The following is a 23,977-nucleotide window of genomic DNA, read 5'->3' on the forward strand; positions in this document are numbered from 1 at the left end:
CTCTGTGCCCCGTGGAGAGCGGCCCTGCATCCTGGCGCGGGGTTTGCAGTCACTTTCCCATACAAGACGATGAGGCATCCGGACAAAGGCGTCCGTCCCCGCAGGGGGGCGGACGCTTTTTTATGGGCCATGGCAATGAGGCAGCCCCGGAGGTTGTCGGTGACAAGGAGCAAGGGAATGAAGACCACCTGTGCCTATTGTGGAGTGGGGTGCGGCATCCGGCTGAACCGGGAGGGGGATGAGTGGCAACTGCAGGGGGATGAGCAGCATCCGGCCAATGGCGGCGCCCTGTGCGTCAAGGGGGCCAGCCTGCTGGAGAGCCTGGCGTTCCCGGATCGCCTGCTCTATCCGCGCTGGATGGGGCAGCGCATCGGCTGGGAAGAGGCCCTGGACACCCTGGCGGCGCGCCTGGCCACCATAGCGAAGGAGTCGGGGCCCGAAGCCATCGGCCTCTATCTGTCGGGCCAGCTCACCACGGAGGACTACTACGTCGCCAACAAGCTGATGAAGGGGTATCTCGGCAGTGCCAACGTGGACACCAACTCCCGGCTCTGCATGTCCTCGGCGGTGGTGGCCCATCAGCGCGCCTTCGGGGAGGATCTGGTGCCCGCCTGCTACGAGGATCTCGAGCTCGCCGATCTGGTGGTGCTGACCGGGGCCAACACCGCCTGGACACACCCCGTGCTGTTCCGTCGCCTGCAGCAGGCGCGGGCGCGCCGCCCCGGGCTCAGACTGGTGGTGCTGGATCCCCGCCGTACCATGACGGCGGAGCAGGGGGATCTCCACCTGGCGCTCAAGCCCGGCAGCGACGTGACGCTCTGGAACGGCCTGTGCCGCTACCTGCTCGATGTCGATGGCTGGGACAAGGATTATGTGGCGCAGCACGTGAGCGGCTTCGAGGCGCTGGCGGCGGCGCTGGACGATCCCGCCTGGCAGCTGGACGAGGTGGCCCGCAGCTGCGGCCTCTCCCGCAGCGATCTGCTCGGCTTCTACCAGCTGTTTGCCCGCACCCCCAAGACCGTCACCCTGTTCTGCCAGGGGATCAACCAGTCCAACCAGGGGGTGGACAAGGCCAACGCCATCCTCAACGCCCACCTGATGTGCGGCCGCATCGGCAAGCCGGGAGCGGCCCCCTTCTCCATGACGGGGCAGCCCAACGCCATGGGAGGGCGCGAGGTGGGGGGGCTCGCGACCCAGCTCGCCGCCCACATGGGCTTTGGCGAGGCCGAGTGCGACCGGGTGCAGCGTTTCTGGCAGAGCCCGACCATAGTGCGCGGGCCGGGGCACAAGGCGGTCGAGCTGTTCGAGGCGGTGCACCGGGGGGAGATCCGTGCGCTCTGGGTGCTCGGCACCAATCCGGCGGTCTCCCTGCCGGACGGCAACCGGGTGCGCGAAGCCCTGAGTCGCTGCGAGCTGCTGGTGGTCTCCGAGGTGACGGCCAACACCGACACGGCGCGACTCGCCCACCTGCTGCTGCCCGCCGCCGCCTGGGGGGAGAAGAGCGGCACCGTCACCAACTCCGAGCGCACCATCAGCCGCCAGCGCGCCTTCCTGCCCCTGCCGGGGGAGGCCAGGCCTGATTGGTGGGCGCTAACCCAGATTGCCCGCCGGCTCGGCTTTGGGGAGGGGTTCGCCTATGAGCACGAGCACGACATCTTCTGCGAGCACGCCGCCCTGTCGGGGTTCGAGAATGCGGGGGAGCGTCAGTTCGACATCTCGGGCCTGGCGGGGCTCACCCGCGCCGAATTCGAGGCCCTGGAGCCCCTGCGCTGGCCCGTCAACGCCCGCTGGCCCAAGGGGCGTGATCGCCTGTTCGAGGATGGCCGCTTCGCCACCCCGGATGGCCGGGCCCGCCTGCTGCCCCTGGCCCAGCACTTCCCGCCGCAGCAGGGCGCCGGGCTGGAGGAGGAGCTCCCCCTGCTCCTCAACAGCGGCCGGTTGCGGGATCAGTGGCACACCATGACCCGCACCGGCCATGTGCCCCGGTTGCAGGAGGCCGAGCCCTGGCCCCGGGTGCGGATGGGGGCGGCCAGCCTGCTGGCGCTCGGTGTGCGGGAGGGGGATCTGGTGCGCCTTGGCAACGGGCTCGGGGAGGCGCTGCTGCTGGCGGGTCTGGACGAGGGGCTCAGGGAGGGGGAAGCCTTCCTGCCCATGCACTGGACCGACAGCCAGTGCAGTCAGGGGGCGGTCAACCGCCTCATCCCCCCCGTGGTGGACCCCCTCTCCGGCCAGCCCATGTTCAAGCAGGGGCGGGTGCAGGCCAGGGCGCAGCCTACCCGCTGGGAGGGGCTCTGGTGCGGCCGCCATGAGTGGCGCGAGCCGGTGGACTGGTGGGCCAGGCGCCCCCTGCCCGAGGGCAACTGCACCCTGCTGGCCTCCTGGTCCGACAGCCCGGCGATCCTGTGGCAGCGGCTGGGAGAGCAGGGGCACTGGCTCAGGCTGCCCCTGAAAGAGGGCTGGCTGGCCGTGGCCCTGGCGGGGGATCGCATCGAGGGGATCCTGCTGGTGGCGGCGCGGCGCCCCTCGATCAAGGTCGATCTGCTGGCGAGCCTGCTCGGTACCCCGCTGCAGGCGGGGGGACTGAGCCAGACCCTGAGCCAGGCCCTGGCGGGAGAGAGCCGCCTGGTCTGCTCCTGTCTGCGGGTATCGGAAGAGCGCATCGTCGATGCCATCACCCGGCAGGGGGTGAGCGAGCTGGCGGGGCTGCAGGCCCTGCTCGGCTGCGGCAGCAACTGCGGCACCTGCCTGCCTGAAATCGACAAGCTGTTGATCAAACATGTTTTCCTGGCATCCGCTTAGTGCGGTGCCAGGACACAAGGAGCGTGAAATGAGCCAAATCAGTCTGGTGGGAGCGGGGCCCGGTCCCCTCGAGTTGTTGACCCTGCGCGCCCTGCAACGTCTGGAGGCGGCGGAGGTGGTGGTCTATGACCGCCTGGTGGGGAGCGAGATCCTGGCCCGTATTCCCCGGGGGGCGGCCCGCTTCGACGTGGGCAAGCGCTGCGGAGAGCCGAGTCCGACCCAGGAGGAGATCAACGCCCTGCTGCTGGCCCTGGCCCGCACCGGCAAGCGGGTGGTGCGCCTCAAAGGAGGGGACCCCCTGGTGTTCGGCCGGGGCGGCGAGGAGGCGCTGCACCTGGCCCGCCACGGCATCGAGGCCGAGCTGGTGCCCGGCATCACCGCGGCCCTGGGGTGCGCCGCCAGCACCTTCATTCCCCTGACCCACAGGGGGCTGGCCCGCTCCCTGACCCTGGTGACGGGCCACCAGATGGACGAGCGGGACTACCAGGGCTGGCAGGGGCTGACCCGGGCCGGCCACACCCTGGTCTTCTACATGGGGCTGGAGCGCGCGGCACGGATCCGGCAGGGGCTGCTGGGGGCGGGGGCCTGCGGGGATCTGCCGGTGGCGCTGGTGGTCGCCGGTTGCAGTGGGCGCCAGCAGGTGCATCACACCCGGCTGGAGGCGCTGGAAGAGGCGGCAAGTGCCCTGCTGGGCCAGAGCCCGGTGCTGATCATCATGGGGGAGGTGGTGCGGCTGCGCACCGAGCTGCAGGCCCTGCTGAACCAGGCGCTGGAACGGGTGGCCTGAGGGCTCTATCCCTCTCTACCTCCACTACCTCCAGATAGATAAAAAGGAGGTAGATTCAAAGAGTTGGCCCTCATGTTGCGGCATTTTTGCCAGATGAATCGCAATAGCCGTTGGCAAGGAGTGCCATGACTACTTTTTCCCCCTGGGGCCAGGACGGCCCCGCTTCTCGCCTGCTGATCCACGCCGACGAACCGGGTCAGGCCAACCGCCTGGCCCTGCTGGTCAGCCATTACGGCCATCAGCCCAGGATCCTCGACAGCCGTCAGTTGCTGACGCCGACGGCTCAGGGGGACGCCCTCATCATCAGTTGCCGCCAATTCGGCGCCGAGGTGCGCCTCGGCCTCTCCCTCTGGCCCGGCCTGCCGCGCCTGCTGTTCTGCGAGCGGCTCGGGGGCGACACCCAGCTCGCCCTGTTGCAGCAAGGAGTGCTGCTGGTGCCCCACCCTTGCGGTGAGCGGGAGCCGGTGGAGCAGTGGCTGCGCCTCGCCCGCAGCCAGCTTGCCATGGTACAGGCCCTGCAGCAGACCGAGAGCGAGCTGCGCCAGAAGCTGGTGGAGCGGCGGCTCATCGAGCAGGCCAAGGGGCGCCTGATGCGCCATCAGGGGCTGGACGAGGAGCAGGCCTACCGCCTGATGCGCAGCACCGCCATGAACCGCCACCTGAGCCTGGGGGAGCTCGCGCAGCAACTGCTGCAGGCGCTGCCCGCCTGAACGTCCCGGTGCCCAACCGTTTTGGTGCAGTTGCGCCTAATTGAGGCAAATTCGGGGTGGCGAGGGCGAGATGGGAGGGGCGAAAGCCCGTCTGGCGGGCCCTGGCAGAGCTGGCACGGAAAGTGAATAACCGAATACACGATAGCAAGTGAAGAGACAGCGGGCAGGAAAGGGCCATATGGCCATTCCTCCGCAACAGGGCAAAGAAGCCTCACCGATCCCGGATCGGTGGGGCTTTTTTTTGGTCGCGACTCGCCTGACGGGTCGCAGCGCTGCAACGAGGTGGCGCTGCTACCCCTAAGAGCGCGGCGCGACCGCCGGGAAGAGTGAACCGAGCGAGGGACTGGAATGAACGGACGACAAGGATGTGCGGGATTGCTGCTGGTGGCGCTGTCGCTGCCGGCGCTGGCCGCGGTGGGTGCCCCCGAGCAGGAGGAGCTCAGGCTCGGCTTCATCAAGCTGACCGACATGGCGCCGCTGGCGGTGGCCTACGAGCGGGGCTATTTCGAGGACGAGGGGCTCTATGTCACCCTGGAGGCCCAGGCAAACTGGAAGATCCTGCTGGATCGGGTGATAGACGGCGAGCTGGATGGCGCCCAGATGCTGGCGGGCCAGCCCCTGGCCGCCCACATCGGCATCGGCACCCAGGCCGAGCTGGTGACGGCCTTCGCCATGGATCTCAACGGCAACGCCATCACGGTGGCCAACAGCGTCTGGGCCGCCATGGCGCCCCAGCTGCCCAGGCCACAGGCGGGTCAGGTACCGACCCCGGTGAGCGCCGCCGCCCTCAAGCCCGTGGTGGCGGACTACCGCCAGGCGGGCAAGCCCTTCAACATGGGGATGGTGTTCCCCGTCTCCCCCCACAACTACGAGCTCAGGTACTGGCTGGCGGCAGGCGGCCTGCACCCCGGCTTCTATGCGCCTAAGCTGGGCGACAACTCGGGCCAGCGCCAGGCCGACGTGCTGTTGTCGGTGACGCCGCCGCCCCAGATGCCAGCCACCCTGGAGGCGGGCACCATCGCCGGCTACAGCGTGGGTGAGCCCTGGAACCAGCAGGCGGTCGCCAAGGGCATAGGGGTGCCCGTCATCACGGATCACGAGATCTGGCGCAACAACCCGGAGAAGGTGTTCGGCGTCACCCGGGAGTGGGCCGAGCGCCACCCCAACACCCATGTCCGGCTGGTGAAGGCTCTGCTGCGGGCGGCCTGGTGGCTGGATGCGGAGCAGAACGGCAACCGGCGCGAGGCGGCCAAGCTGCTGGCCAAACCCGAGTATGTGGGGGCGGACGAGCAGGTGATCGCGAACTCCATGACGGGCACCTTCGAGTACGCCAGGGGGGACAAGCGCCAGGTGCCGGATTTCAACGTCTTCTTCCGCCATCACGCCACCTATCCCTACTACTCCGACGCCATCTGGTACCTGACCCAGATGCGGCGCTGGGGCCAGATCCCCGAGGCCAAGCCGGACGCCTGGTTCGAGCAGGTGGCCAAGGCGGTCTATCGACCGGACGTCTATCGCCAGGCGGCGGAGGCCCTCATCGCCGAGGGCAAGCTCAAGGCGCAGGACTTCCCCGACTTTGCCAGCGAGCAGGGCTATCGCGGCCCCCAGGATGGCTTCATCGACGGCCTCATCTATGACGGCCGCCACCCCAACGCCTATCTGCAGCAGTTCGCCATCGGCCTCAAGGGCGATGAGCGGGTGCAATGAGCAAGGAGCGCGCAATGAAACGACACACGTGGCCCCTCATCCATTTGAAAGCCGTCAACTGGAAAGTCATGGTGCAGCCCCTGCTCGGCGTGCTGCTCTTCCTCGGCCTCTGGCAGTGGGGGGCCAGCCAGGTGCAGACCAGTCTGGGCACCCTGCCCGGGCCGATCGCCACCGCCAGCCAGCTCTGGTCCCTCGGGCAGGAGCACCTGCAGGAGCGGGAGAAGGCGACGGCCTTCCTCGAGCGCCAACAGGCGCGCAACGCCGCAAGGCTGGCGCAGGATCCGTCGGCCGAGGTGAAGCTGCGCCCCTACACCGGGCGCCCCACCTTCTTCGATCAGATTGGGACCAGCTTGCTCACCGTGCTGTGCGGCTTTGGCCTCGCGACCCTGATCGCCATCCCGTGCGGGGTGCTGCTTGGCATGAACCAGGGGCTCTATCGCGCCGCCAATCCGGTGATCCAGCTGCTCAAGCCGGTCTCCCCCCTGGCCTGGCTGCCCCTGATCACGCTAGTGGTGAGCGCGCTCTACGCCAGTCCCGCCCCCTGGCTCGCCAAGTCCTTCCTCACCTCGGCCCTGACGGTGACCCTCTGTTCCCTCTGGCCGACCCTGATCAACACGGCAGTCGGAGTGGCGGGGCTGGACCGGGACCTGCACAACGTCAGCCGGGTGCTGCAGCTGTCGTTCGTGACCCATGTGCGGCGCATCGTCTTGCCCGGGGCCCTGCCCATGATCTTCACCGGTCTGCGGTTGTCCCTGGGGGTGGCCTGGATGGTGCTGATCGCGGCCGAGATGCTGGCCCAGAACCCGGGGCTCGGCAAGTTCGTGTGGGACGAGTTCCAGAGCGGCGGCGCTTCGTCCCTGGCCCGCATCATGGTGGCGGTCATCACCATAGGCCTCATCGGCTGCGCCCTGGACAGGGGCATGCTCGCCCTGCAGCAGTGGCTGTCCTGGGACAAGCGCCAGGTATTGCGTTAACCACATTCCTATTCAGGCAGGAGAAGAGCCAATGAAGAGTTATCTGGAGATAAGCGACGTCGGCATCTCGTTCGAGACGGAGCAGGGGCGCTTCGAGGCCCTCAGCCGGGTCAACCTGCGCATCGAGAAGGGGGAGTTCGTCTCCCTCATCGGCCACTCGGGCTGTGGCAAGAGCACCGTGCTCAACCTGGTTGCCGGGCTGCTGGAGCCGACCCTGGGGGGCATCATCCTCGATGGCCGCGAGGTGGCGGGCCCGGGGCCGGAGCGGGCCATGGTGTTCCAGAACCACGCCCTGCTGCCCTGGCTCAGCGTCCAGCAGAACGTGGCGCTGGCGGTGGGGCAGGTGGAGCCAAACAAGCGGGCGGTGGCGGAGCGGGTGGACTACTACCTCTCCCTGGTGCAGATGGATCACGCCAGCCAGAAGATGCCCCACGAGCTGTCGGGGGGGATGAAGCAGCGGGTCGGCATAGCCCGGGCGCTGTCCCTCTCCCCCAAGGTGCTGCTGATGGACGAGCCGTTCGGCGCCCTCGATGCCCTGACCCGGGCCCATCTGCAGGATGCCCTGATGGCGATTCAGGCGGAGCTTGGCAACACCGTCATCATGATCACCCACGACGTGGACGAGGCGGTGCTGCTCTCCGATCGCATCGTCATGATGACCAATGGCCCCAGTGCCACCGTCGGGGAGATCCTGACCGTCGACCTGCCAAGGCCAAGAGACAGAGTCGCCCTGGCGGACGATCCCCACTATCACAAGCTGCGCCAGCAGGTGCTGCGCTTCCTCTACGAGAAGCAGCGCAAGGTGACCCCCCTCAAGGCAGCCGGGCAGGTGCGCAGCAAGCTGCGCGCCTGAGCCCCACCGGATTCAAGGAAGAGAGACATGACTGACAAAGAGCAACAGTGGGTGATCGGTGACGGCATGGACCTGCTCGATCGCCAGAAAAGCGGTTCCGCCGACAAGGCCGAAAAGAGTGCAAAGCAGCGGCTGCTGGTGGTGGGCAACGGCATGGATGGTGAGATGGCGCATCACGTGGTCGAGGCGTCCACCAAGGTCGAAAAAGAGCGGCTGCTGGTGGTAGGCAACGGCATGGTCGGGCATCACTTCGTCGAGCAGCTGGTGGCGGCCGGCGGCCTGGCGCGCTTCGAGGTGACGGTGTTCGGCGCCGAGCCGGACGCCGCCTATGACAGGGTGCACCTGTCCGAGGTGTTTGGTGGCAAGGCGCCCCAGGCACTGCGCATGGCGGATCCCGCCTGGTATGAAGAGAACGGCATCGCCCTGCGACTGGGGGCCGAGGTGGAGGTGCTCGACAGAGAAACCCGGACCCTGACCCTGTCCTGTGGCGAGCAGTATCCATACGATCGCCTGGTGCTGGCGACCGGCTCCGTGCCCTTCGTGCCCCCCATCCCCGGCCATCAGCGGGAGGGGTGCTTCGTCTACCGCACCCTGGGGGATCTCGCCGCCATCCGCGATGCCTGCGCCCAGGCGCGCAGCGGCGTGGTCATCGGCGGCGGTCTGCTGGGGCTGGAGGCGGCCAACGCCCTGCGCCTGCTCGGGCTCAAGACCCAGGTGGTGGAGTTCGCCCCTAGGCTGATGCCGGTGCAGCTCGACGAGAGCGGCGGCGCCGTGCTGAGGGACAAGATCCAGGCCCTCGGGGTCGAGGTGCTGGTGGAGAAGGCCACCGAGTGCATCGAGCAGGGGGAGAAGGCCCGCCACCGGCTGCGCTTCAAGGACGGTTCCCACCTTGAGACCGACGTGCTGCTCTTCTCGGCGGGTATCCGCCCCGCCGACACCCTGGCCCGGCAATCCGGGCTGGCGGTCGGGGAGCGCGGCGGCATCTGCATCGACGACGGCTGCCACAGCTCGGATCCCGCCATCCTCGCCATCGGCGAGTGCGCGCTCTGGCAGGGGCGGATCTTCGGCCTGGTGGCCCCCGGCTACCAGATGGCCCGGGCCGCCGTGGCCAGCCTGTGTGGCGGCGAGACCCGCTTTGGCGGGGCCGACATGTCCACCAAGCTCAAGCTGATGGGGGTGGACGTGGGCTCCATCGGCGATGCTCACGCCACCACCGCCGGCGCCCAGGAGTTGCTGGTGCTGGACAGGATCAAGGGCATCTACAAGAAGCTGGTGACCGACGGCGAGGGCAATCGCCTGCTCGGCGCCATCCTGGTGGGGGACGGGGCCGACTATGAGCGGCTGTTGCAGTACTACCAGAACGGGGTGGCGCTGCCCCAGCCGCCGCTCTCCCTGCTGGTGGGGGACGCAGGGGCCGCTCCCGCGCCCCTGGTGCTGCCGGACAGCGCCATCCTCTGCTCCTGTCACAACGTCAGCAAGGGGGACGTGGTGGCCGCCGTTCGGGCGGGCAATCACGAGCTGGCGGCGGTGAAGAGTTGCACCAGGGCCGGCACCGGCTGCGGCGGCTGCGGCAACCTGCTCAAGCAGGTGGTGGATCAGACCCTGGCAGACCTTGGTGTCGAGGCGGACAAGGGGTTGTGCGAACACTTCGCCTACAGCCGCCAGGAGCTCTATCACCTGGCCCGGGTGGGCGAGCTGAAGAGCTTCGAGGCGCTGCGGGACAAGCACGGCCAGGGGCTGGGGTGCGACATCTGCAAGCCGACGGTGGCCTCCATCCTGGCGTCCCTCTGGAACGAGCACGTGCTGGAGAAGCCCCACCGCGCGTTGCAAGACACCAACGACGCCTTCCTCGCAAACCTGCAAAAGGACGGCACCTACTCGGTGGTGCCGCGCATTCCGGGGGGGGAGATCACCCCGGAGGGCCTCATCACGATCGGCGAGGTGGCGCGCAAGTACGGCCTCTACACCAAGATCACCGGCGGCCAGCGCATCGATCTCTTCGGCGCCCGGGTCGACCAGCTGCCCGCCATCTGGGGCGAGCTGGTGGCGGCGGGCTTCGAGACCGGTCAGGCCTACGGCAAGTCGGTGCGCACCGTGAAGTCCTGTGTGGGCTCGACCTGGTGCCGCTACGGGGTGCAGGACTCCATGACCCTGACCCAGACCCTGGAGCACCGCTACAAGGGGCTGAGGGCTCCCCACAAGCTGAAGTTTGCGGTCTCCGGCTGTACCCGGGAGTGCGCCGAGGCCCAGAGCAAGGACATCGGCGTCATCGCCACCGAGCGGGGCTGGAACCTCTATGTGTGCGGCAACGGCGGCATGCGGCCGCGCCACGCCGATCTGTTCGCCACCGACCTCGACGAGCAGACCCTGATCCGCTACATCGACCGGCTGCTGATGTTCTACGTGCGCACCGGGGACAGGTTGCAGCGCACCTCGGTCTGGATGGAGAACATGGAGGGGGGACTCGACTACCTCAGGTCGGTGATCATCGAGGACAGGCTCGGCATCGGTGCCGAGCTGGAGGCCATGATGGAGGGGATAGTCGGCACCTGGCAGTGCGAGTGGAAGAGCACATTGGCGGACCCGGACAAGCTCAAGCTGTTCGAGGCCTTCGTAAACCGGCCCGAGGACGAGACACCGCCGCGCCGTGAGGAGCGGGGGCAATGGGTGCCGGATATCGCTATCAAGGAGGTGGTATGAGGGACATAAAAGAAGCGACCTTGCAGTCAGCGACCGGGGCCTGGCATCGGGTATGCGAACTGGCGGCGTTGCCGGAGCAGGCCGGGCGCAGCGCCTGGCTGGAGGGGCGGGTGCTGGCGCTGTTTCGCCTCGGCGAGCGGGTCTACGCCCTGGACGGGATGGATCCCCTGGCCGGCGTCGCCGTGCTGGGGCGCGGCCTGGTGGGGGACGCCGGCGGGGAGCCCGTGGTCGCCTCCCCCCTCTACAAGCAGCGCTACGCCCTGATGGACGGCCGCTGCCTGGACGATCCGGCCCTGAGCGTCGCCTGTTGGCCGGTACGGCTGGATGAGGGCGCTGTCTGGGTTCGACTGGACTGAGTACGCCAGGCATATGGCATTGAGGATCACCGGGCTTGCCCGGTGATTTTTTTTGTGGCTGACCCGACATTTCTTGCACGCAGTCGTGGCGGGAAAACGTTTCCCGACAATAATGGACAAACGTTTGTAACTGGATGTTTGTCTATGACGGAACGTGAGCAAGAGATCCTCGCCCTGCTGCGCCAGGACCCCATGATTGCCCAGCAGGAGCTGGCGGACAGGCTCGGCATCAGCCGCTCGGCGCTGGCGAGCCACATCTCCAGCCTGATGCGCCAGGGCTATGTGCAGGGGCGCGGCTATGTGCTGCGGGAAGGGCCCTACGCCGTGGTGATCGGCGGTGCCAACATGGATATCTGCGGCTGCAGCCACGACAACCTGCGCATCGGGGATTCCAACCCGGGCCGGGTGCGTACCTCCGCCGGCGGGGTGGGGCGCAACATCGCCGAGAACCTGGCGCGCCTCGGTACCGACACCCGGCTGCTGACCGCGGTGGGCAACGATCAGTACGGCCACCACCTGCTGGAGGTGAGCCAGCGCGCCGGGGTCGACGTGCGCCAGGTGCTGGTGCTGGACGGCCAGGCCACCTCCTGCTACCTCAGTCTGCACGATGGCAGCGGCGAGATGAGCTGCGCCGTCAACGACATGGGGATCATCGATCAGCTCACCCCGGCCCGGCTCACTCCCCTGAGCGGTTTTCTCGGTGCGGCCCGGCTCTGGGTGCTCGACACCAACCTCGCGACCCACACCCTGGACTGGCTGTTCGAGCGCCAGGGGGAGCACATCATCTTCGTCGACACCGTCTCTGTGGCCAAGGTGGAGAAGATCCGCCCCTGGCTGCACCGCATCCACACCCTCAAGCCGAACCGCAGCGAGGCGGAGCAGCTGTGCGGCTTGCGCATCGCCGGCCCCGACACCTGGTCCATGGCGGCGGCCTGGTTCCACCGCGCCGGGGTGCAGCGGCTGTTCCTGAGCCTCGGGGATCAGGGGATCTTCTACAGCGACGGGGCCTGCCAGGGCCATCTGCCCGTGCTCGGCAGCCCGGTCGTCAACGTGACCGGCGGTGGCGATGCCTTCATGGCAGGGCTGGCCCACGCCTGGTTGCAGGAGCAGGGCATCATGGAGACGACCCGTTTCGCCCTCGGCTGCGCCGCCCTCACCGTCAATTGTTCCGATACCGTCTTTTCCGGCCTCTCCAAGGCCGCCGTTGAACGCATGCTGGAGGAGTACCCATGTTGAACGCTTACCTCGATATCCAACCCGAAATCGCCGCCGCCCTGGCCGCCGGCAAGCCTGTGGTGGCCCTGGAGTCCACCATTATCTCCCACGGCATGCCCTATCCGCAGAACGTGGAGACGGCGCGCCAGGTGGAGCAGGTGGTGCGCGACAACGGCGCCGTGCCGGCCACCATCGCCATCATCGACGGCCGCCTCAAGGTGGGTCTGGATGCGGGAGCGCTGGAGGCGCTGGGCAAAGCCGGCCACGCCGCCATCAAGTGCAGTCGCCGTGACATCCCCTTCGTGCTGGCGAACAAGGGGATGGGGGCCACCACGGTGGCCTCCACCATGATAGTGGCCGCCATGGCCGGGATCCGGGTGTTTGCCACCGGCGGCATCGGCGGCGTGCACCGCGGCGCCCAGGAGAGCTTCGACATCTCCGCCGACTTGCAGGAATTTGCCCAGACCCCGGTGGCCGTGGTCTGCGCCGGCGCCAAGTCCATCCTCGACATCGGTCTGACCCTGGAGTACCTGGAGACCCAGGGGGTGCCGGTCATCGGCTACCAGACCGAGGAGCTGCCCGCCTTCTACACCCGGGAGAGCGGCTTCAAGGTGGATTACCGCCTCGACACCCCGGCGGCGATCGCGCAGGCGCTGCGCCTGAAGTGGGAGCTGGGGCTGGCGGGCGGTGCCGTGGTGGCCAATCCCATCCCGGCCCAGTTTGCGATGCCCAAGGCGGACATCGACGCGGCCATCGAGCAGGCGCTGCGGGAGGCGGACGAGCAGGGGGTCAAGGGCAAGGCCTCCACCCCCTTCCTGCTGGCTCGCGTCTGTGAGCTGACCGGCGGCAACTCCCTGGCTTCCAACATCCAGCTGGTGCTGAACAACGCCGCCCTGGGGGCAAAGATTGCCGCCAGCCTGTAACCACTTGCTGCAATTAAAAAAGAGGGCCCGTTGGCCCTCTTTTTATTGCGCAAATCGGTGACATACCACCTTATTGCAGCACCAGTCGCCCGTTGAGGGGCTGGACGGGTCTGTTGTTGGGGTGGTGCATCACCGCCTTGAAGGCGTCGATCTGGGCCTGACTCACCTGCACCGGATCCTTCATCACCAGCCAGCGCACCCCTTCCGAGCAGGGCGGGGTAGTCAGCGAGCCGCTGAAGCGGTAGTAGTCCCGTTTGGCGGGCAGCAACCGCTCCGCCGAGACCGGCTCCTTGAGCTCGTGGTGCTCGCCCGCCTTGGCCGGCAAGGATTGCAAGGCTTGGCCGAGGGCCGGGTTCGCACCGCCCGGCTCGAACATCACCGCCACCACCGCCAGCTCACCCTGGTCATTGGCGTGCACCAGGTGCCCCTCCAGGGGGTAGGATTTGCCCTCGATGAGGTTTTCGCTGGGGGCGTGGAAGTGGAACTGCTTGAGGGCAAAGCGCATGCCGTCGAGCTCCAGGGTGCTGCCGGGGGCATAGTCGACCTGCACCGTGTGGCCGTTGTTGGTGACGCTGTGCCCGCCTGCCTGGTAGTGGAACTGCAGCGGGGCCAGTTCGGCCTCCACCAGTCCCGTCAGGTTGACCGGCGACTGGTTGCTGCCCGCACACTGGCCATATTCCGGGGTGAGGCTGGCCCATTTTGCCGGACCGGCCTCGCCACCGTATTCCCAGTGCGGGGTGGCGGCGAAGGCGGTGGGGCACAGCAGCAGGGCGGCGAACAGGGACTTTCTCATCTTGCATCCTTATCTTGATTGAAAAGCACGACCATCCGTTCCCGCAATAAACACGGAAATCGCAGATGGCATCATCTGAAATGCGGGATACAGAATGTCAGACCGGATTTTTATTATTGGCTGGGGATTGTCGACGATATTTATGATGCATTTAACATGAATCTAAATAATGCTCGGCACCCCATGCATATTGAATAATTGCCGTGTTTATTGAAAGCAATCTAATTAATGGCGTGTCGTTGCAGATGAATTCCCTCATGTTACATCCATCAAGGTTCATCTTTTTCTACCGCTCAGGCTCCCGCCACCAGGCCTCCTGCGATATATCAATACCTTGTTTCCAAGATGGTTTTTGTGTTCCCATTCAGCCATTGAACAAATAATAGGCAGTCATGCGCGGGCAGGCCGGGGCTGCTGCCATGCCCGGCCACAAGGGAGAGAAAACCCGAATCAGAGTGTCGGGGGCCGGTGCCTGGCCTGGACGGGACGGGCAAACGCGCCTGAGCCGGTGATGGCGTTCAGGTGATAGCCAGGTGGGACTGACCCCCTTATGACAGCAGGGGACTGGGCCCCTGTTGTCAGTCGTTCAACTCGTTACCGATCTTCTTGACGGTATCCCGGGTGCCGTGACCTATCTCGCGGGTCACGTCACGGGTGGTGTGGCCGATCTCCCGGGTCACGTCCCGGGTGGTGTGCCCCACTGTCCTGCCCGCCTCCTTGATGTCGGCGCAACCGCCGAGCAGGCTGCCCAGGATCAGGCCGAGTGCCAACAGTGCCGTGCCGTTACGCGCCATGGCGTGCTCCTTCTCGTGTCATCGTTGCAGTCTGTGTGATGACGGCCATTATGGCTGGGTGTGCAAGGGGCGGGCAACCAGCAGGGTGTGGCCCGGGCCCGGTATCTCGTGCTCGGCCTCCACGTGGAAATGGGCCTCGCGCAGGCACTGGTACAGCTCCTTGGAGTGATAGAAGCGGCTGTTGCCATTGGCCAGACAGGTGAAGTAGAGGGAGGTGGCGTTGAGACTGAAACTGGCGGCTTCGAAGGATTGGCGGTCCCAGAACAGCTCCAGGATGCAGACCCGGGCGTCCGCTTTCATGGCCAGCCGGATCCGGTTCAGGATGGCGACGATCTGTTCGTGGCTGAAACAGTCGAGGAACTGGCTCATCCACCAGATGTCGGCCTCACCGGGCAGGGAACCCGGTTGCAGCAGATCCACCGGATGGCCCTGCACCCGATCCGCCAGCCCCGCCTCTTCGATGTTGCGGCGGGCGAGCGCCAGCTGCTCGGGCAAATCGAGGATGGTGACTTGCAGCGCAGGATCACGACTGGCGCAGGCCAGAGCCCACTTGCCGGTGTTGCCACCGAGATCGTAGAGGTGGCGCGGCTCGTACTCGAACACCTTGTCCAGCGCCTGCTGGAAGGCCCAGTCGGAGTAGAAGTGATCGAAGGCAAACCAGCTGCGGCGGGCCTCTTCCGGCAGCTCGCTCAGGTGCGGGTAGAGGGTCTGCCAGGGGCCGAACACCTGCAGGCCGGCCGGGGTGCCCTGACGAATGGCGTCGAGCAGGTGGGCGAGGGGCTGATAGCAGAGGTGCTGGGTGAAGTCGAAGTTGACCCGGCTCATGGGGTCGTTCAGCAGGTACTTGCCAACCCGCCCCAGCACATAGCGCTCCTCGGCCAGGTAGCAGAGGCCGCCGCCGAGCCCCATGTCCAGCAGCACACCGACGCCGTATTCGCTCAGCTCGCAGGCCCGGGCGATGTCCGCCAGCGATGCGCCCTGCTGACCACGGCTCTCGAGAAAGGCGAGCACCCCGGTCTCGCGAAGACACCAGCTGGCTTGAAACAGCATGGGGCCGAAGGCGATTTTCTGTGCCTCGCTGATGGCCTCCAGCGCATTGTAGGGGTCTGTCTGATAATGCTTCACGGGGTGGCTCCTGCCGGATTAATGGCTCTGGGTACGGGCGAGTTCGGTCTGGATGGCCTGATTAAGGCCCAGGACCCAACGGTTATAACTGCGGTGGATGCTGCCCTTGCCCTTGTCGTCCAGATTGACACTGCTCACATAATTGATGGAATAATCGCGAGCGCTGTAGGGAATATCGATCACCGCCTGATGTTGGCGCACATTGACCTGACCACGAATAAGCCCGGGTTTTTCTTTCTTCATCACCCAGCTCTTGCTGATGCCCGCCGTAATAATGGCATTGGCTACCTGCTCATCGGTCAAATTAAAAGCAACCGGGTTGGCAGCCATATTGCGAATGGGCTGGCTGGTAGAACAGGCGGCCAACAGGGCACAGGTCAGCACCACGCATATTTTATTAACGAGTTTCATAATATATTCCTTGGAGAGTATATTCACCACTGGCGGATGGCAATAAGACAACACAAATCGTTAATTTTCAATCACCATGGCGGGGAATAATCTGTGCCAGCTATTATTTTTGATAAATAATGGTATTATCCGCCCAGAATTAACGTGATGACTCCATTTCATGCCGTGGAGCAGGCTGCGCCCGCCGGGGGCGCGCCTGTTATTCCCAGGGCATATACACCAAGGTCAAGGACAGGTTGCCTGAAACATGCTCTCTTTTTCACTGCAGGACAGTCAGGCCCTGTCACCCGGTCTCGTCGATGAGGCCGCCTGGCAGGTGTGGGCACAACACGGGCGCTGGCCCGTCGAGCCGCCGTTTCCCGCCACCCCCCTGCTGCCCATGATGATGGCACGCCGCCTGAGCCAGGGTTCCCGGCTGGCGGTGCAGGTGGGATTGAGCCTGCTGGCCCGCCACCCCGTCGATTACGCCATCTTCGCCAGCCGTCACGGCGAACTGACCCGCTCCATGACGCTCTTGCAGGCGCTGGCTGACCGTCAGGCGCTGTCGCCTACCGATTTCTCCATGTCGGTGCACAACACCGCCGCCGGGCTCTGCTCCATTCAGGGCAAGGCCGCCATCCCCATGACCTCCCTGGCGGCAGGGGAGAGCAGCCTGATGGCAGGCCTGACCGAGGCGGTGGCGGCCCTGCAGGCCGGCGCCCGCAAGGTGCTGCTGGTGGCCTTCGAGGGGCCTGTGCCCGAGTTTCATCGTCCCTGGCTGGGGTCGGAGGCGCCGCCCCACGCCCTGGGGCTGGTGCTCGAGGCTGGCGACCAGTGGCGCTGCGAGGGTGTACGACCTGCGGTCGACGCCGCCAGCTCGCTGCCCCAGAGCCTCGTCTTCTGGCGTGCCCTGCTGCGGGACGAGCGGACCCTGACCCTGGGTGATGACCGTCAGGAGTGGACATGGCAAGCTTGCTGAACCGGGGATGGCGGCTGATCGGCACGGCGCTGGGCTTCACCCTGTTCGGGGTGGGGGGGCTGCTGCTCTCCCTGTTCTGGTTCCCCTTGCTGGCGCTCTGCCTGCGCGGGGAGCGGCGCCGTACCCTGGCCCAGCTCACCATTCGCCACAGCTTCCGGCTGTTTCTGGCCATGCTGCGGGGCTGGGGGGTGCTGGATTACCGGGTGAGCGGCATGCCCGCCGACCTGCAAGGCGCCCTGGTGGTGGCCAACCATCCCAGCCTGCTCGACTATGTCATCCTGGCGGCCGAGATGCCGGTGTGCGACTGCATCGTCAAGCAATCCCTCTGGCGCAACCCCTTCATCGGGGGCGTGGTGCGGGCGGCCGACTACCTGCCCAACGTGGCGGGGGAGGATCTGCTAACCCTGTGCACGGCGCGGATCCGGGCCGGCGGCCTGCTGCTGATCTTCCCGGAGGGAACGCGCACCACTCCGGGGGAGCCGATCAAGCTGCAGCGCGGCGCGGCCCAGCTGGCGGTGCGCGCCCAGGTGCCGGTGCAGCTGGTGCGGATCCACTGCAGCGCCCGTTTTCTCACCAAGCAGGACAAATGGTTCAAGATCCCGGAAAATAAGCCGACTTTCACCATAGAATTTCTGCAGCAAGTGGCGGCACAAGAGGTGGTCGCCACCGGCCAGAGCAGTGCACTGGCCGCCCGCCAGTTGACCCGGTTTCTCACCCGGGCCCTGCAACCGGGGCCCCAATGACAGCGTATGGAACAGTTATGCAAGACCTGCATCTAGAGATAAAACAACTCATCATCGACAGCCTCAACCTCGAAGGGCTCACCCCTGACGACATCGACAGCCAGGCCCCCTTGTTCGGTGATGGCCTGGGGCTGGACTCCATCGATGCGCTGGAGCTGGGCCTTGCCATCAAGGGACGCTACGGCATCGTCCTCTCCGCCGACGATGAGAATACCCGTCGCCACTTTGCCTGTGTCGCGGCCCTGGTGGCCCTGGTGCAGGCGCAGTCTAAAGGGGAGGCCTGAGCCATGACCCGTGACGATATCTTTGCCCAGATCCAGGCCGCCCTCGTCGAGCTGTTCGAAGTCGACGAAGAGGACGTGACCCCAGAGGCACGTCTCTACCAGGATCTCGAACTCGACAGCATCGACGCCATCGATCTGGTGGTGCATCTGCAGAAGCTGACCGGCAAGAAGATCAAGCCGGAGGAGTTCAAGTCGGTGCGCAGCGTCAACGACGTGGTGGATGCGGTCGAGCGTCTGCTGGCCGACGCCTGATGCCGGTTCGCGCCAAATCATGACGCGTTGGCTCTCCTGGCTGGCCGGTGGTGTCCTGCTCCTCTACCCGCTGGCGGTTTACTGGGGGCTGACCCGTGCCGGCCAGACCCCGCTGCTGCTCGCCCTGCTGCTCCTCTTCTCGCTGCGACTCTTGCCCGGCCTGCTCAAGGGGCGGGTCCGTCTCGGCCCGCTGCCGGAGTGGCTCTGGCTGGGTCGCCTGCTGGCCTGCATCGGGCTCGGGCTGACCCTGCTCTCTGCCCTGTTCAGTGCCCGGCACTGGCTGCTCTACTACCCCCTGGCGGTGAGCCTCTCCCTGCTCTGCCTGTTTGGCTGGAGCCTGACCCGCCCCATGAGCCTGGTGGAGCGGCTGGCCCGCTTGCAGGATCCCGATTTGCCGGCGACGGCCATCGGCTACACCCGGCGAGTGACCCAGGTCTGGTGCGGCTTCTTCGTGTTCAACGGCGCTCTCGCGGCCGCCACCATCTGGCACGGGGATCTGGCGCTCTGGAGCCTCTACAACGGCCTCGTCAGCTATGTCCTGATGGGCTGCCTGATGGGGGGGGAGTACCTGGTGCGCAGGCGCGTGATGAAGAGGCTGACCCCATGAGCCTGCTGCAGACCCTCTGGCAGCGCGATGGTGCCCAGCCGGTGGCCTTCGGCCCGCAGGGGAAGGTGACCCTGGCCGAGTTGCGCCGCGCCAGTCTGCAACTGGCCAGAGCCATGGCCCGTCACGAGAGCGCCGGCCAGCCTGGTGCGCGCTGGGCGCTCTGCTTCGACGACAGCCTGCTGTTTGCCCAGGCCCTGCTCGCCTGCGCCCTCGGCGGCTATCAGGCTGTCCTGCCTGGCCATCAGCGGCTGGCCGGCCTGCAGGAACTGCAGGCGCAGTTTGACGGCCTGCTCACCGACTCCGAGCTGCCGGGCGCAGCGCTCCCCGTGCCTCAGCTCAGGCTGCCCCTGGCCGATGCCCACGCGGGGCTGGATGCCGCGCACAGTGATCTTGCGCCCTCGCGCCTGGATATCACCCTGTTCAGCTCCGGCTCCACCGGCGAGCCCAAGGCGATCCCCAAGGCCTGGCCCCAGCTGGAGGCCGAGCTGCGGGTACAGATGGCGCTCTGGGGCGAGCGGATGGCGGGCACCCGGGTGCTGGCCAGCGTCAGCCACCAGCACATCTACGGCCTGCTGTTTCGCATCCTGCTGCCGCTGGCCCTCGGCCGCCCGTTCGATCGCCGCACCATCGACTACCCGGAGCAGCTGGCGACGCAAGGCGCCCCCTGGTGCCTGATCGCCTCCCCAGCGTTTCTGAGTCGGCTCGATCCGGCCATGCCCGCAACCGGCTGCCAGCTGATCGTCTCCTCCGGCGGCCCCCTGCAGCTGGAAGATGCCCGGCAAGCCCGGGCGCTGTTCGGCCAGCTGCCGGTGGAGATCTTCGGCAGCAGCGAGACCGGCGGCATCGGCTGGCGTCAGCGCCACCAGGAGCAGACCCCCTGGACGGCGCTGCCCGAGGTCGAGGTGCGGGTCGGCCCGGATCAGGGCCTGTTGCTGCGCTCCCCCTTCCTGGAAGAGAACGACTGGCTGGCCTGCACCGATCGCATCGCCCTGCACGAGGAGGGTTTCGAGCTGCTGGGGCGTCAGGACAGGATCGTCAAGCTGGAGGAGAAGCGCATCTCCCTCGACGAGGTGGAGGCGCGCCTGCAGGCCCTGGCGGAGGTGGAATCGGCCGCCGTGCTGGCGCTGCAACAGGGCCATCGCCAGATCCTCGGCGCCGTGCTGGTGCTAAGCGAATTGGGCGCCGCCCGCTGGGACGAGCTCGGTCAGGGTCGCTTCCTCCTGGCCCTGCGCCAGCAGCTGCGCCCCTGGCTCGAACCGGTCGCCCTGCCGCGCAGCGTGCGCCGGGTCGCGCACATGCCCGTCAACGCCCAGGGCAAACGCCCCTGGCCACAACTCAAGGAGCTGTTCGATGAGCCTGCCCGCTGACACGCTGCCAACCGAGCTGGGTTGCGAGGTGCTGGCCGATGGCGTGCGCCTGCGGCTGCGACTCGATCCCGCACTGCCCTGGTTTGCCGGTCACTTTCCCGGGGCGCCCCTGCTGCCCGGGGTGACCCAGATCCACTGGGTGATGCACTACGCCGCCAGCCGGCTCAAGCTGACACTGCCGTTTCACGGGGTGGATCAGCTCAAGTTCCAGCGCCCGTTGCGCCCTGGGGCCGAGTGCAGCCTGCGCCTGCAGTGGCAGGCCGACAAGGGCCAGCTCCTCTTCAGCTACCAGCTCGGGGATGAGCCGGCGAGCAGCGGACGGGTGCGCCTGATCCCATGAACCCCTGCCTCCTCATACCCTGTTACAACCATGCCGAGCCGCTGGCCGCCGTGCTGGCGCGGCTGGCCGAATTCGGGCTGCCCTGCCTGCTGGTCGACGATGGCAGCGAGCCCGTCGCCGCCGCCGCGCTCGATGCGCTGGCCGCCCAGCACCCCTGGGTCACCCTGCTGCGCCATCCCCACAATCAGGGCAAGGGGGGCGCCGTGATGACGGGGCTGCGCCGCGCCCATGAGCTCGGCTTCAGCCACGCCCTGCAGGTGGATGCCGACGGCCAGCACGATCTTGCCGACCTGCCGGCCCTGCTGGCGGAGGCGCGCCAGCACCCCGAGGCGCTCGTCTCCGGCCGCCCGCTCTACGACGACTCCGTGCCCAAGGGGCGCCTCTACGGCCGCTATATCACCCATGTCTGGGTCTGGATAGAGACGCTGTCGTTCGCCATCAAGGACAGCATGTGCGGCTTTCGCGTCTATCCGCTGGCGCCCACCTGCGCCCTGCTGGAGCGGGTGGCCCTCGGCCGGCGGATGGACTTTGACACCGAGGTGATGGTGCGCCTCCATTGGGCCGGGGTGCCGATGCGCTTCGTGCCGACCCGGGTCATCTACCCCGTCGACGGCCGCTCCCACTTCCGGCTTTTTCGCGACAACCTCGACATCTCCTGGATGCACACCCGGCTGGTGTGCCGCCTGCTGTGGGATCTGCTGCTGCGCCTCTGCCGCTGGCCCGCCCGTCTGGGCGACCGCGTTACCCGGCTGTGGCGCGAGCGCCGCACTCACTGGTCGCGCACCCCGGAGCGGGGCTCGCTGCTTGGCATGCAGATCATGCTGGCCAGCTATCGTCTGCTGGGGCGGCGCGGATTTTCCCTGCTGCTCTATCCGGTCATCGGCTACTTCTGGCTGACCGGTCGCGCCCAGCGGGAGGCCTCCCAGGCCTATCTGGCGCGACTCGAGGCCTTCGCCGGCGAGCGCGGCGTGGCGCTGCCCGCCGAGCCGAGATCGAGCTTTCGCCACTTCCTGCGCTTTGGCGAGGCGGCCCTCGACAAGCTGGCGGGCTGGCGCGGCGACATCACAGAGCAGCAGGTTGAACTGGTGGGGGCTGAGCACTACCAGGCCGCCATCACCAGCGGCAAGGGGGTCCTGCTGCTGGGCTCTCACCTGGGCGATCTCGAGCTGTGCCGGGCCCTCGGCAGTCGCAAGCAGGGGCTGCGCATCAATGCGCTGGTCTTCACCCGCCACGCGGCCCGCTTCAACGCCCTGCTCAAGCAGATCAACCCGGATTCGCACCTCAACCTCATCCAGGTGCAGGAGCTGGGGGCCGACACCGCCATCCTGCTCAAGGAGAAGCTGGATCGGGGAGAGTGGGTGGTGATCGTCGGCGATCGTACCTCGGTGACCCGGGAGAAGCGGGTGATCTGGGCTGATTTCCTCGGCGCGCCGGCGCCGTTTCCCCTCGGCCCCTTCGTGCTCAGCAGCGTGCTGGGTTGCCCCGTCTACCTGCTGTTCGGCCTCAAGGAGCAGGGACGTTTTCGGGTGCATTTCGAGCCCTTTGCCGATGGCCAGCCCTTGCCGCGGCAGGGGCGCCAGGAGATTCTCGCATCCCGGGTGCAGGCCTATGCCGATCGCCTGCAGCACCACTGCCTGCACGCTCCCCTGGACTGGTTCAACTTTTTTGATTTCTGGCGGCTGACCGATGAACAAGAGTGAGATGAGACGGGTTGTCTTCGGCGCGAAGCCGCTGACCATCGAAGACGTGGTGGCCCTGGCCGAGCGCCGTGCCATCCCCGCATTGAACCCGGATCCCGCCTTCATGGCCCGCATCCAGCGGGGCGCCGACTTCCTCGACCGCCTGCTGGCCGAAGAGGGCGTCATCTACGGGGTGACCACGGGCTACGGCGATTCGGTGACCCGGGCCGTGCCCCCCGCCCTGGTGGCCGAGCTGCCGCTGCACCTGACCCGCTTCCACGGCTGCGGGCTGGGGGAGGATCTCCCCCTCGATGCCGGCCGCGCCGTGCTCGCCACCCGGCTCTGCTCCCTGGCGCAGGGGGTCTCCGGGGTCAGCCCGGCACTGCTCGAGCGTCTCTGCTGGCTGCTGGAGCAGGATCTGGTGCCGCGCATCCCGCAGGAGGGATCGGTCGGTGCCAGCGGCGATCTCACCCCGCTCTCCTACGTAGCTGCCGTGCTGGTGGGGGAGCGTGAACTCCATCGGGATGGACAGCTGGCAAGCACCGCCGAGGTTTACGCCGAGCTGGGGGTGACGCCGCTTCGCCTGCGCCCGAAAGAGGGGCTGGCGCTGATGAACGGCACCTCGGTGATGACGGCGCTGGCCTGCCTCGCCTATGCCCGCACCGACTACCTGATGCGGCTGGCGACCCGGATCACCGCCCTGGTGAGCGTGGCCATGGGGGGCAACGCCTTCCACTTCGACGAGCGGCTCTTTGCGGCCAAGCCCCACCCCGGCATGCAGGGGATCGCGGCCTGGCTGAGGGAGGATCTGGTGGCGGGGGAGTTGCCGCGCCACAGCGACCGGCTGCAGGACAGATACTCATTGCGCTGCGCCCCCCACGTCATCGGCGTGGTGGCCGACAGCCTGCCCTGGTGGCGCCAGCTCATCGAAAACGAGCTCAACAGCGCCAACGACAACCCGCTGATCGATGGCGAAGAGGAGCACGTGATGCACGGCGGCCACTTCTACGGCGGTCACATCGCCATGGCCATGGACAGCATGAAGGCAGCCGTGGCGAACCTGACCGACCTGCTGGATCGCCAGCTGGCCCAGTTGGTGGACTCCAAGTTCAACGGCGGCCTGCCGAGCAACCTCTCCGGCGCCAGCGGCGAGCGCTGCATGATCAACCACGGTTTCAAGGCGGTGCAGATCGGCGTCTCGGCCTGGACCGCCGAGGCCCTCAAGCTGACCATGCCCGCCAGCGTCTTCTCCCGCTCCACCGAATGCCACAACCAGGACAAGGTGAGCATGGGGACCATAGCGGCGCGGGATGCCCTGCGGGTGCTGACCCTGAGCGAGCAGGTGGGGGCCGCCTGCCTGCTGGCGGCGGTGCAGGGGGTGGAGCTGCGCCTGAGTGCCCGGCAACACGGCCTGGAGACCCTGAGCCAGCCCCTGCGCGAGACGGTGCTCGCGGTGAGGGTGGATCACCCGCCACTGGTGGAGGACAGGCCCCTGGAGCAGGAGCTCAGGGCCCTGATCGCCCGCTTGCAGGGGCGCCACTATCAGTTTTACGGAGAGTCGAACCATGTCAGCTGAACTCTGGCACGGCGCTATGGAGAA

General features: G+C 67.0%; 23 protein-coding genes. 19 read left to right on the forward strand and 4 right to left on the reverse strand.

Features of this window, described 5'->3' with window-relative positions; all coding sequences use genetic code 11:
- The first annotated feature begins 177 nt into the window (after positions 1-177).
- The 10 genes from I6L45_RS10820 to I6L45_RS10865 all read left to right on the forward strand — a co-directional run bounded on the left by I6L45_RS10820 (position 178) and on the right by I6L45_RS10865 (position 13,024).
- On the forward strand, positions 178-2,799 hold the full coding sequence (locus I6L45_RS10820; RefSeq protein ID WP_216982059.1) for a nitrate reductase: 2,622 nt from the start codon (positions 178-180) through the stop codon (positions 2,797-2,799).
- A 28-nt stretch (positions 2,800-2,827) separates the two neighbouring features.
- Entirely contained in the window at positions 2,828-3,586 is a 759-nt protein-coding gene (cobA, locus tag I6L45_RS10825) for a uroporphyrinogen-III C-methyltransferase (protein WP_216982060.1), read from the forward strand.
- 125 nt (positions 3,587-3,711) lie between these two features.
- The gene (locus I6L45_RS10830) at positions 3,712-4,296 is read left to right on the forward strand and encodes an ANTAR domain-containing response regulator (RefSeq protein ID WP_216982061.1); all 585 of its coding nucleotides are present in this window, start codon (positions 3,712-3,714) and stop codon (positions 4,294-4,296) included.
- 348 nt (positions 4,297-4,644) lie between these two features.
- On the forward strand, positions 4,645-6,003 hold the full coding sequence (locus I6L45_RS10835; RefSeq protein ID WP_254204315.1) for a CmpA/NrtA family ABC transporter substrate-binding protein: 1,359 nt from the start codon (positions 4,645-4,647) through the stop codon (positions 6,001-6,003).
- A 14-nt stretch (positions 6,004-6,017) separates the two neighbouring features.
- Positions 6,018-6,977 (forward strand): ABC transporter permease, encoded by a 960-nt coding sequence (locus tag I6L45_RS10840; RefSeq protein ID WP_216982062.1) that lies wholly within the window; start codon positions 6,018-6,020, stop codon positions 6,975-6,977.
- Between the two features lie 31 nt (positions 6,978-7,008).
- On the forward strand, positions 7,009-7,830 hold the full coding sequence (locus I6L45_RS10845; protein ID WP_043762365.1) for an ABC transporter ATP-binding protein: 822 nt from the start codon (positions 7,009-7,011) through the stop codon (positions 7,828-7,830).
- 27 nt (positions 7,831-7,857) lie between these two features.
- Positions 7,858-10,530, forward strand: coding sequence for a nitrite reductase large subunit NirB (gene nirB, locus I6L45_RS10850; protein WP_216982063.1), 2,673 nt, complete (start codon positions 7,858-7,860; stop codon positions 10,528-10,530).
- Complete coding sequence (gene nirD, locus I6L45_RS10855) at positions 10,527-10,886, forward strand: nitrite reductase small subunit NirD (RefSeq protein ID WP_216982064.1); 360 nt, start codon at positions 10,527-10,529, stop codon at positions 10,884-10,886. The genes nirB and nirD overlap by 4 nt, the downstream gene beginning before the upstream one ends.
- A gap of 144 nt (positions 10,887-11,030) precedes the next feature.
- Positions 11,031-12,122, forward strand: coding sequence for a PfkB family carbohydrate kinase (locus I6L45_RS10860; protein WP_216982065.1), 1,092 nt, complete (start codon positions 11,031-11,033; stop codon positions 12,120-12,122).
- Complete coding sequence (locus I6L45_RS10865) at positions 12,116-13,024, forward strand: pseudouridine-5'-phosphate glycosidase (protein WP_043762359.1); 909 nt, start codon at positions 12,116-12,118, stop codon at positions 13,022-13,024. The genes I6L45_RS10860 and I6L45_RS10865 overlap by 7 nt, the downstream gene beginning before the upstream one ends.
- A gap of 70 nt (positions 13,025-13,094) precedes the next feature.
- Here I6L45_RS10865 and I6L45_RS10870 read toward each other — a convergent pair whose 3' ends face one another.
- The 4 genes from I6L45_RS10870 to I6L45_RS10885 all read right to left on the reverse strand — a co-directional run bounded on the left by I6L45_RS10870 (position 13,095) and on the right by I6L45_RS10885 (position 16,147).
- Positions 13,095-13,817, reverse strand: coding sequence for a carbonic anhydrase (locus I6L45_RS10870; protein WP_216982066.1), 723 nt, complete (start codon positions 13,815-13,817; stop codon positions 13,095-13,097).
- Positions 13,818-14,395: 578 nt separating this feature from the next.
- The gene (locus tag I6L45_RS10875; RefSeq protein ID WP_043762355.1) at positions 14,396-14,611 is read right to left on the reverse strand and encodes a hypothetical protein; all 216 of its coding nucleotides are present in this window, start codon (positions 14,609-14,611) and stop codon (positions 14,396-14,398) included.
- Between the two features lie 48 nt (positions 14,612-14,659).
- Positions 14,660-15,736, reverse strand: a complete 1,077-nt coding sequence (locus I6L45_RS10880) for a methyltransferase (protein WP_216982067.1) — start codon at positions 15,734-15,736, stop codon at positions 14,660-14,662.
- A gap of 18 nt (positions 15,737-15,754) precedes the next feature.
- Complete coding sequence (locus tag I6L45_RS10885) at positions 15,755-16,147, reverse strand: hypothetical protein (RefSeq protein ID WP_134696150.1); 393 nt, start codon at positions 16,145-16,147, stop codon at positions 15,755-15,757.
- Between the two features lie 247 nt (positions 16,148-16,394).
- Between I6L45_RS10885 and I6L45_RS10890 the strand changes: the two genes are divergently transcribed.
- From I6L45_RS10890 to hutH, 9 genes are read left to right on the forward strand one after another with little or no spacing between them, the layout of a single operon-like run.
- On the forward strand, positions 16,395-17,105 hold the full coding sequence (locus I6L45_RS10890; protein ID WP_216982068.1) for a beta-ketoacyl synthase chain length factor: 711 nt from the start codon (positions 16,395-16,397) through the stop codon (positions 17,103-17,105).
- On the forward strand, positions 17,090-17,848 hold the full coding sequence (locus tag I6L45_RS10895; RefSeq protein WP_043762350.1) for a lysophospholipid acyltransferase family protein: 759 nt from the start codon (positions 17,090-17,092) through the stop codon (positions 17,846-17,848). Before I6L45_RS10890 ends, I6L45_RS10895 begins: the two co-directional genes overlap by 16 nt.
- 17 nt (positions 17,849-17,865) lie before the next feature.
- Positions 17,866-18,132: a phosphopantetheine-binding protein gene (locus I6L45_RS10900; RefSeq protein WP_043762349.1), complete on the forward strand. Its 267-nt coding sequence runs from the start codon at positions 17,866-17,868 to the stop codon at positions 18,130-18,132.
- 3 nt (positions 18,133-18,135) lie between these two features.
- Entirely contained in the window at positions 18,136-18,384 is a 249-nt protein-coding gene (locus I6L45_RS10905; RefSeq protein ID WP_216982069.1) for an acyl carrier protein, read from the forward strand.
- 19 nt (positions 18,385-18,403) lie between these two features.
- On the forward strand, positions 18,404-18,991 hold the full coding sequence (locus tag I6L45_RS10910; RefSeq protein ID WP_216982070.1) for a hypothetical protein: 588 nt from the start codon (positions 18,404-18,406) through the stop codon (positions 18,989-18,991).
- Positions 18,988-20,358 carry an AMP-binding protein gene (locus I6L45_RS10915; RefSeq protein WP_216982071.1) on the forward strand — a complete coding sequence of 457 codons (1,371 nt, stop codon included), beginning with the start codon at positions 18,988-18,990 and terminating at the stop codon, positions 20,356-20,358. The genes I6L45_RS10910 and I6L45_RS10915 overlap by 4 nt, the downstream gene beginning before the upstream one ends.
- Positions 20,342-20,698, forward strand: a complete 357-nt coding sequence (locus I6L45_RS10920; protein ID WP_216982072.1) for a hydroxymyristoyl-ACP dehydratase — start codon at positions 20,342-20,344, stop codon at positions 20,696-20,698. Before I6L45_RS10915 ends, I6L45_RS10920 begins: the two co-directional genes overlap by 17 nt.
- Positions 20,695-22,398, forward strand: a complete 1,704-nt coding sequence (locus tag I6L45_RS10925; RefSeq protein ID WP_216982073.1) for a glycosyltransferase — start codon at positions 20,695-20,697, stop codon at positions 22,396-22,398. The genes I6L45_RS10920 and I6L45_RS10925 overlap by 4 nt, the downstream gene beginning before the upstream one ends.
- Positions 22,385-23,953, forward strand: a complete 1,569-nt coding sequence (hutH, locus tag I6L45_RS10930) for a histidine ammonia-lyase (RefSeq protein WP_216982074.1) — start codon at positions 22,385-22,387, stop codon at positions 23,951-23,953. Before I6L45_RS10925 ends, hutH begins: the two co-directional genes overlap by 14 nt.
- Positions 23,954-23,977: the final 24 nt, after the last annotated feature.

Source organism: Aeromonas sp. FDAARGOS 1415 (assembly GCF_019048365.1).
Classification (GTDB): Bacteria; Pseudomonadota; Gammaproteobacteria; order Enterobacterales; family Aeromonadaceae; genus Aeromonas; species Aeromonas taiwanensis.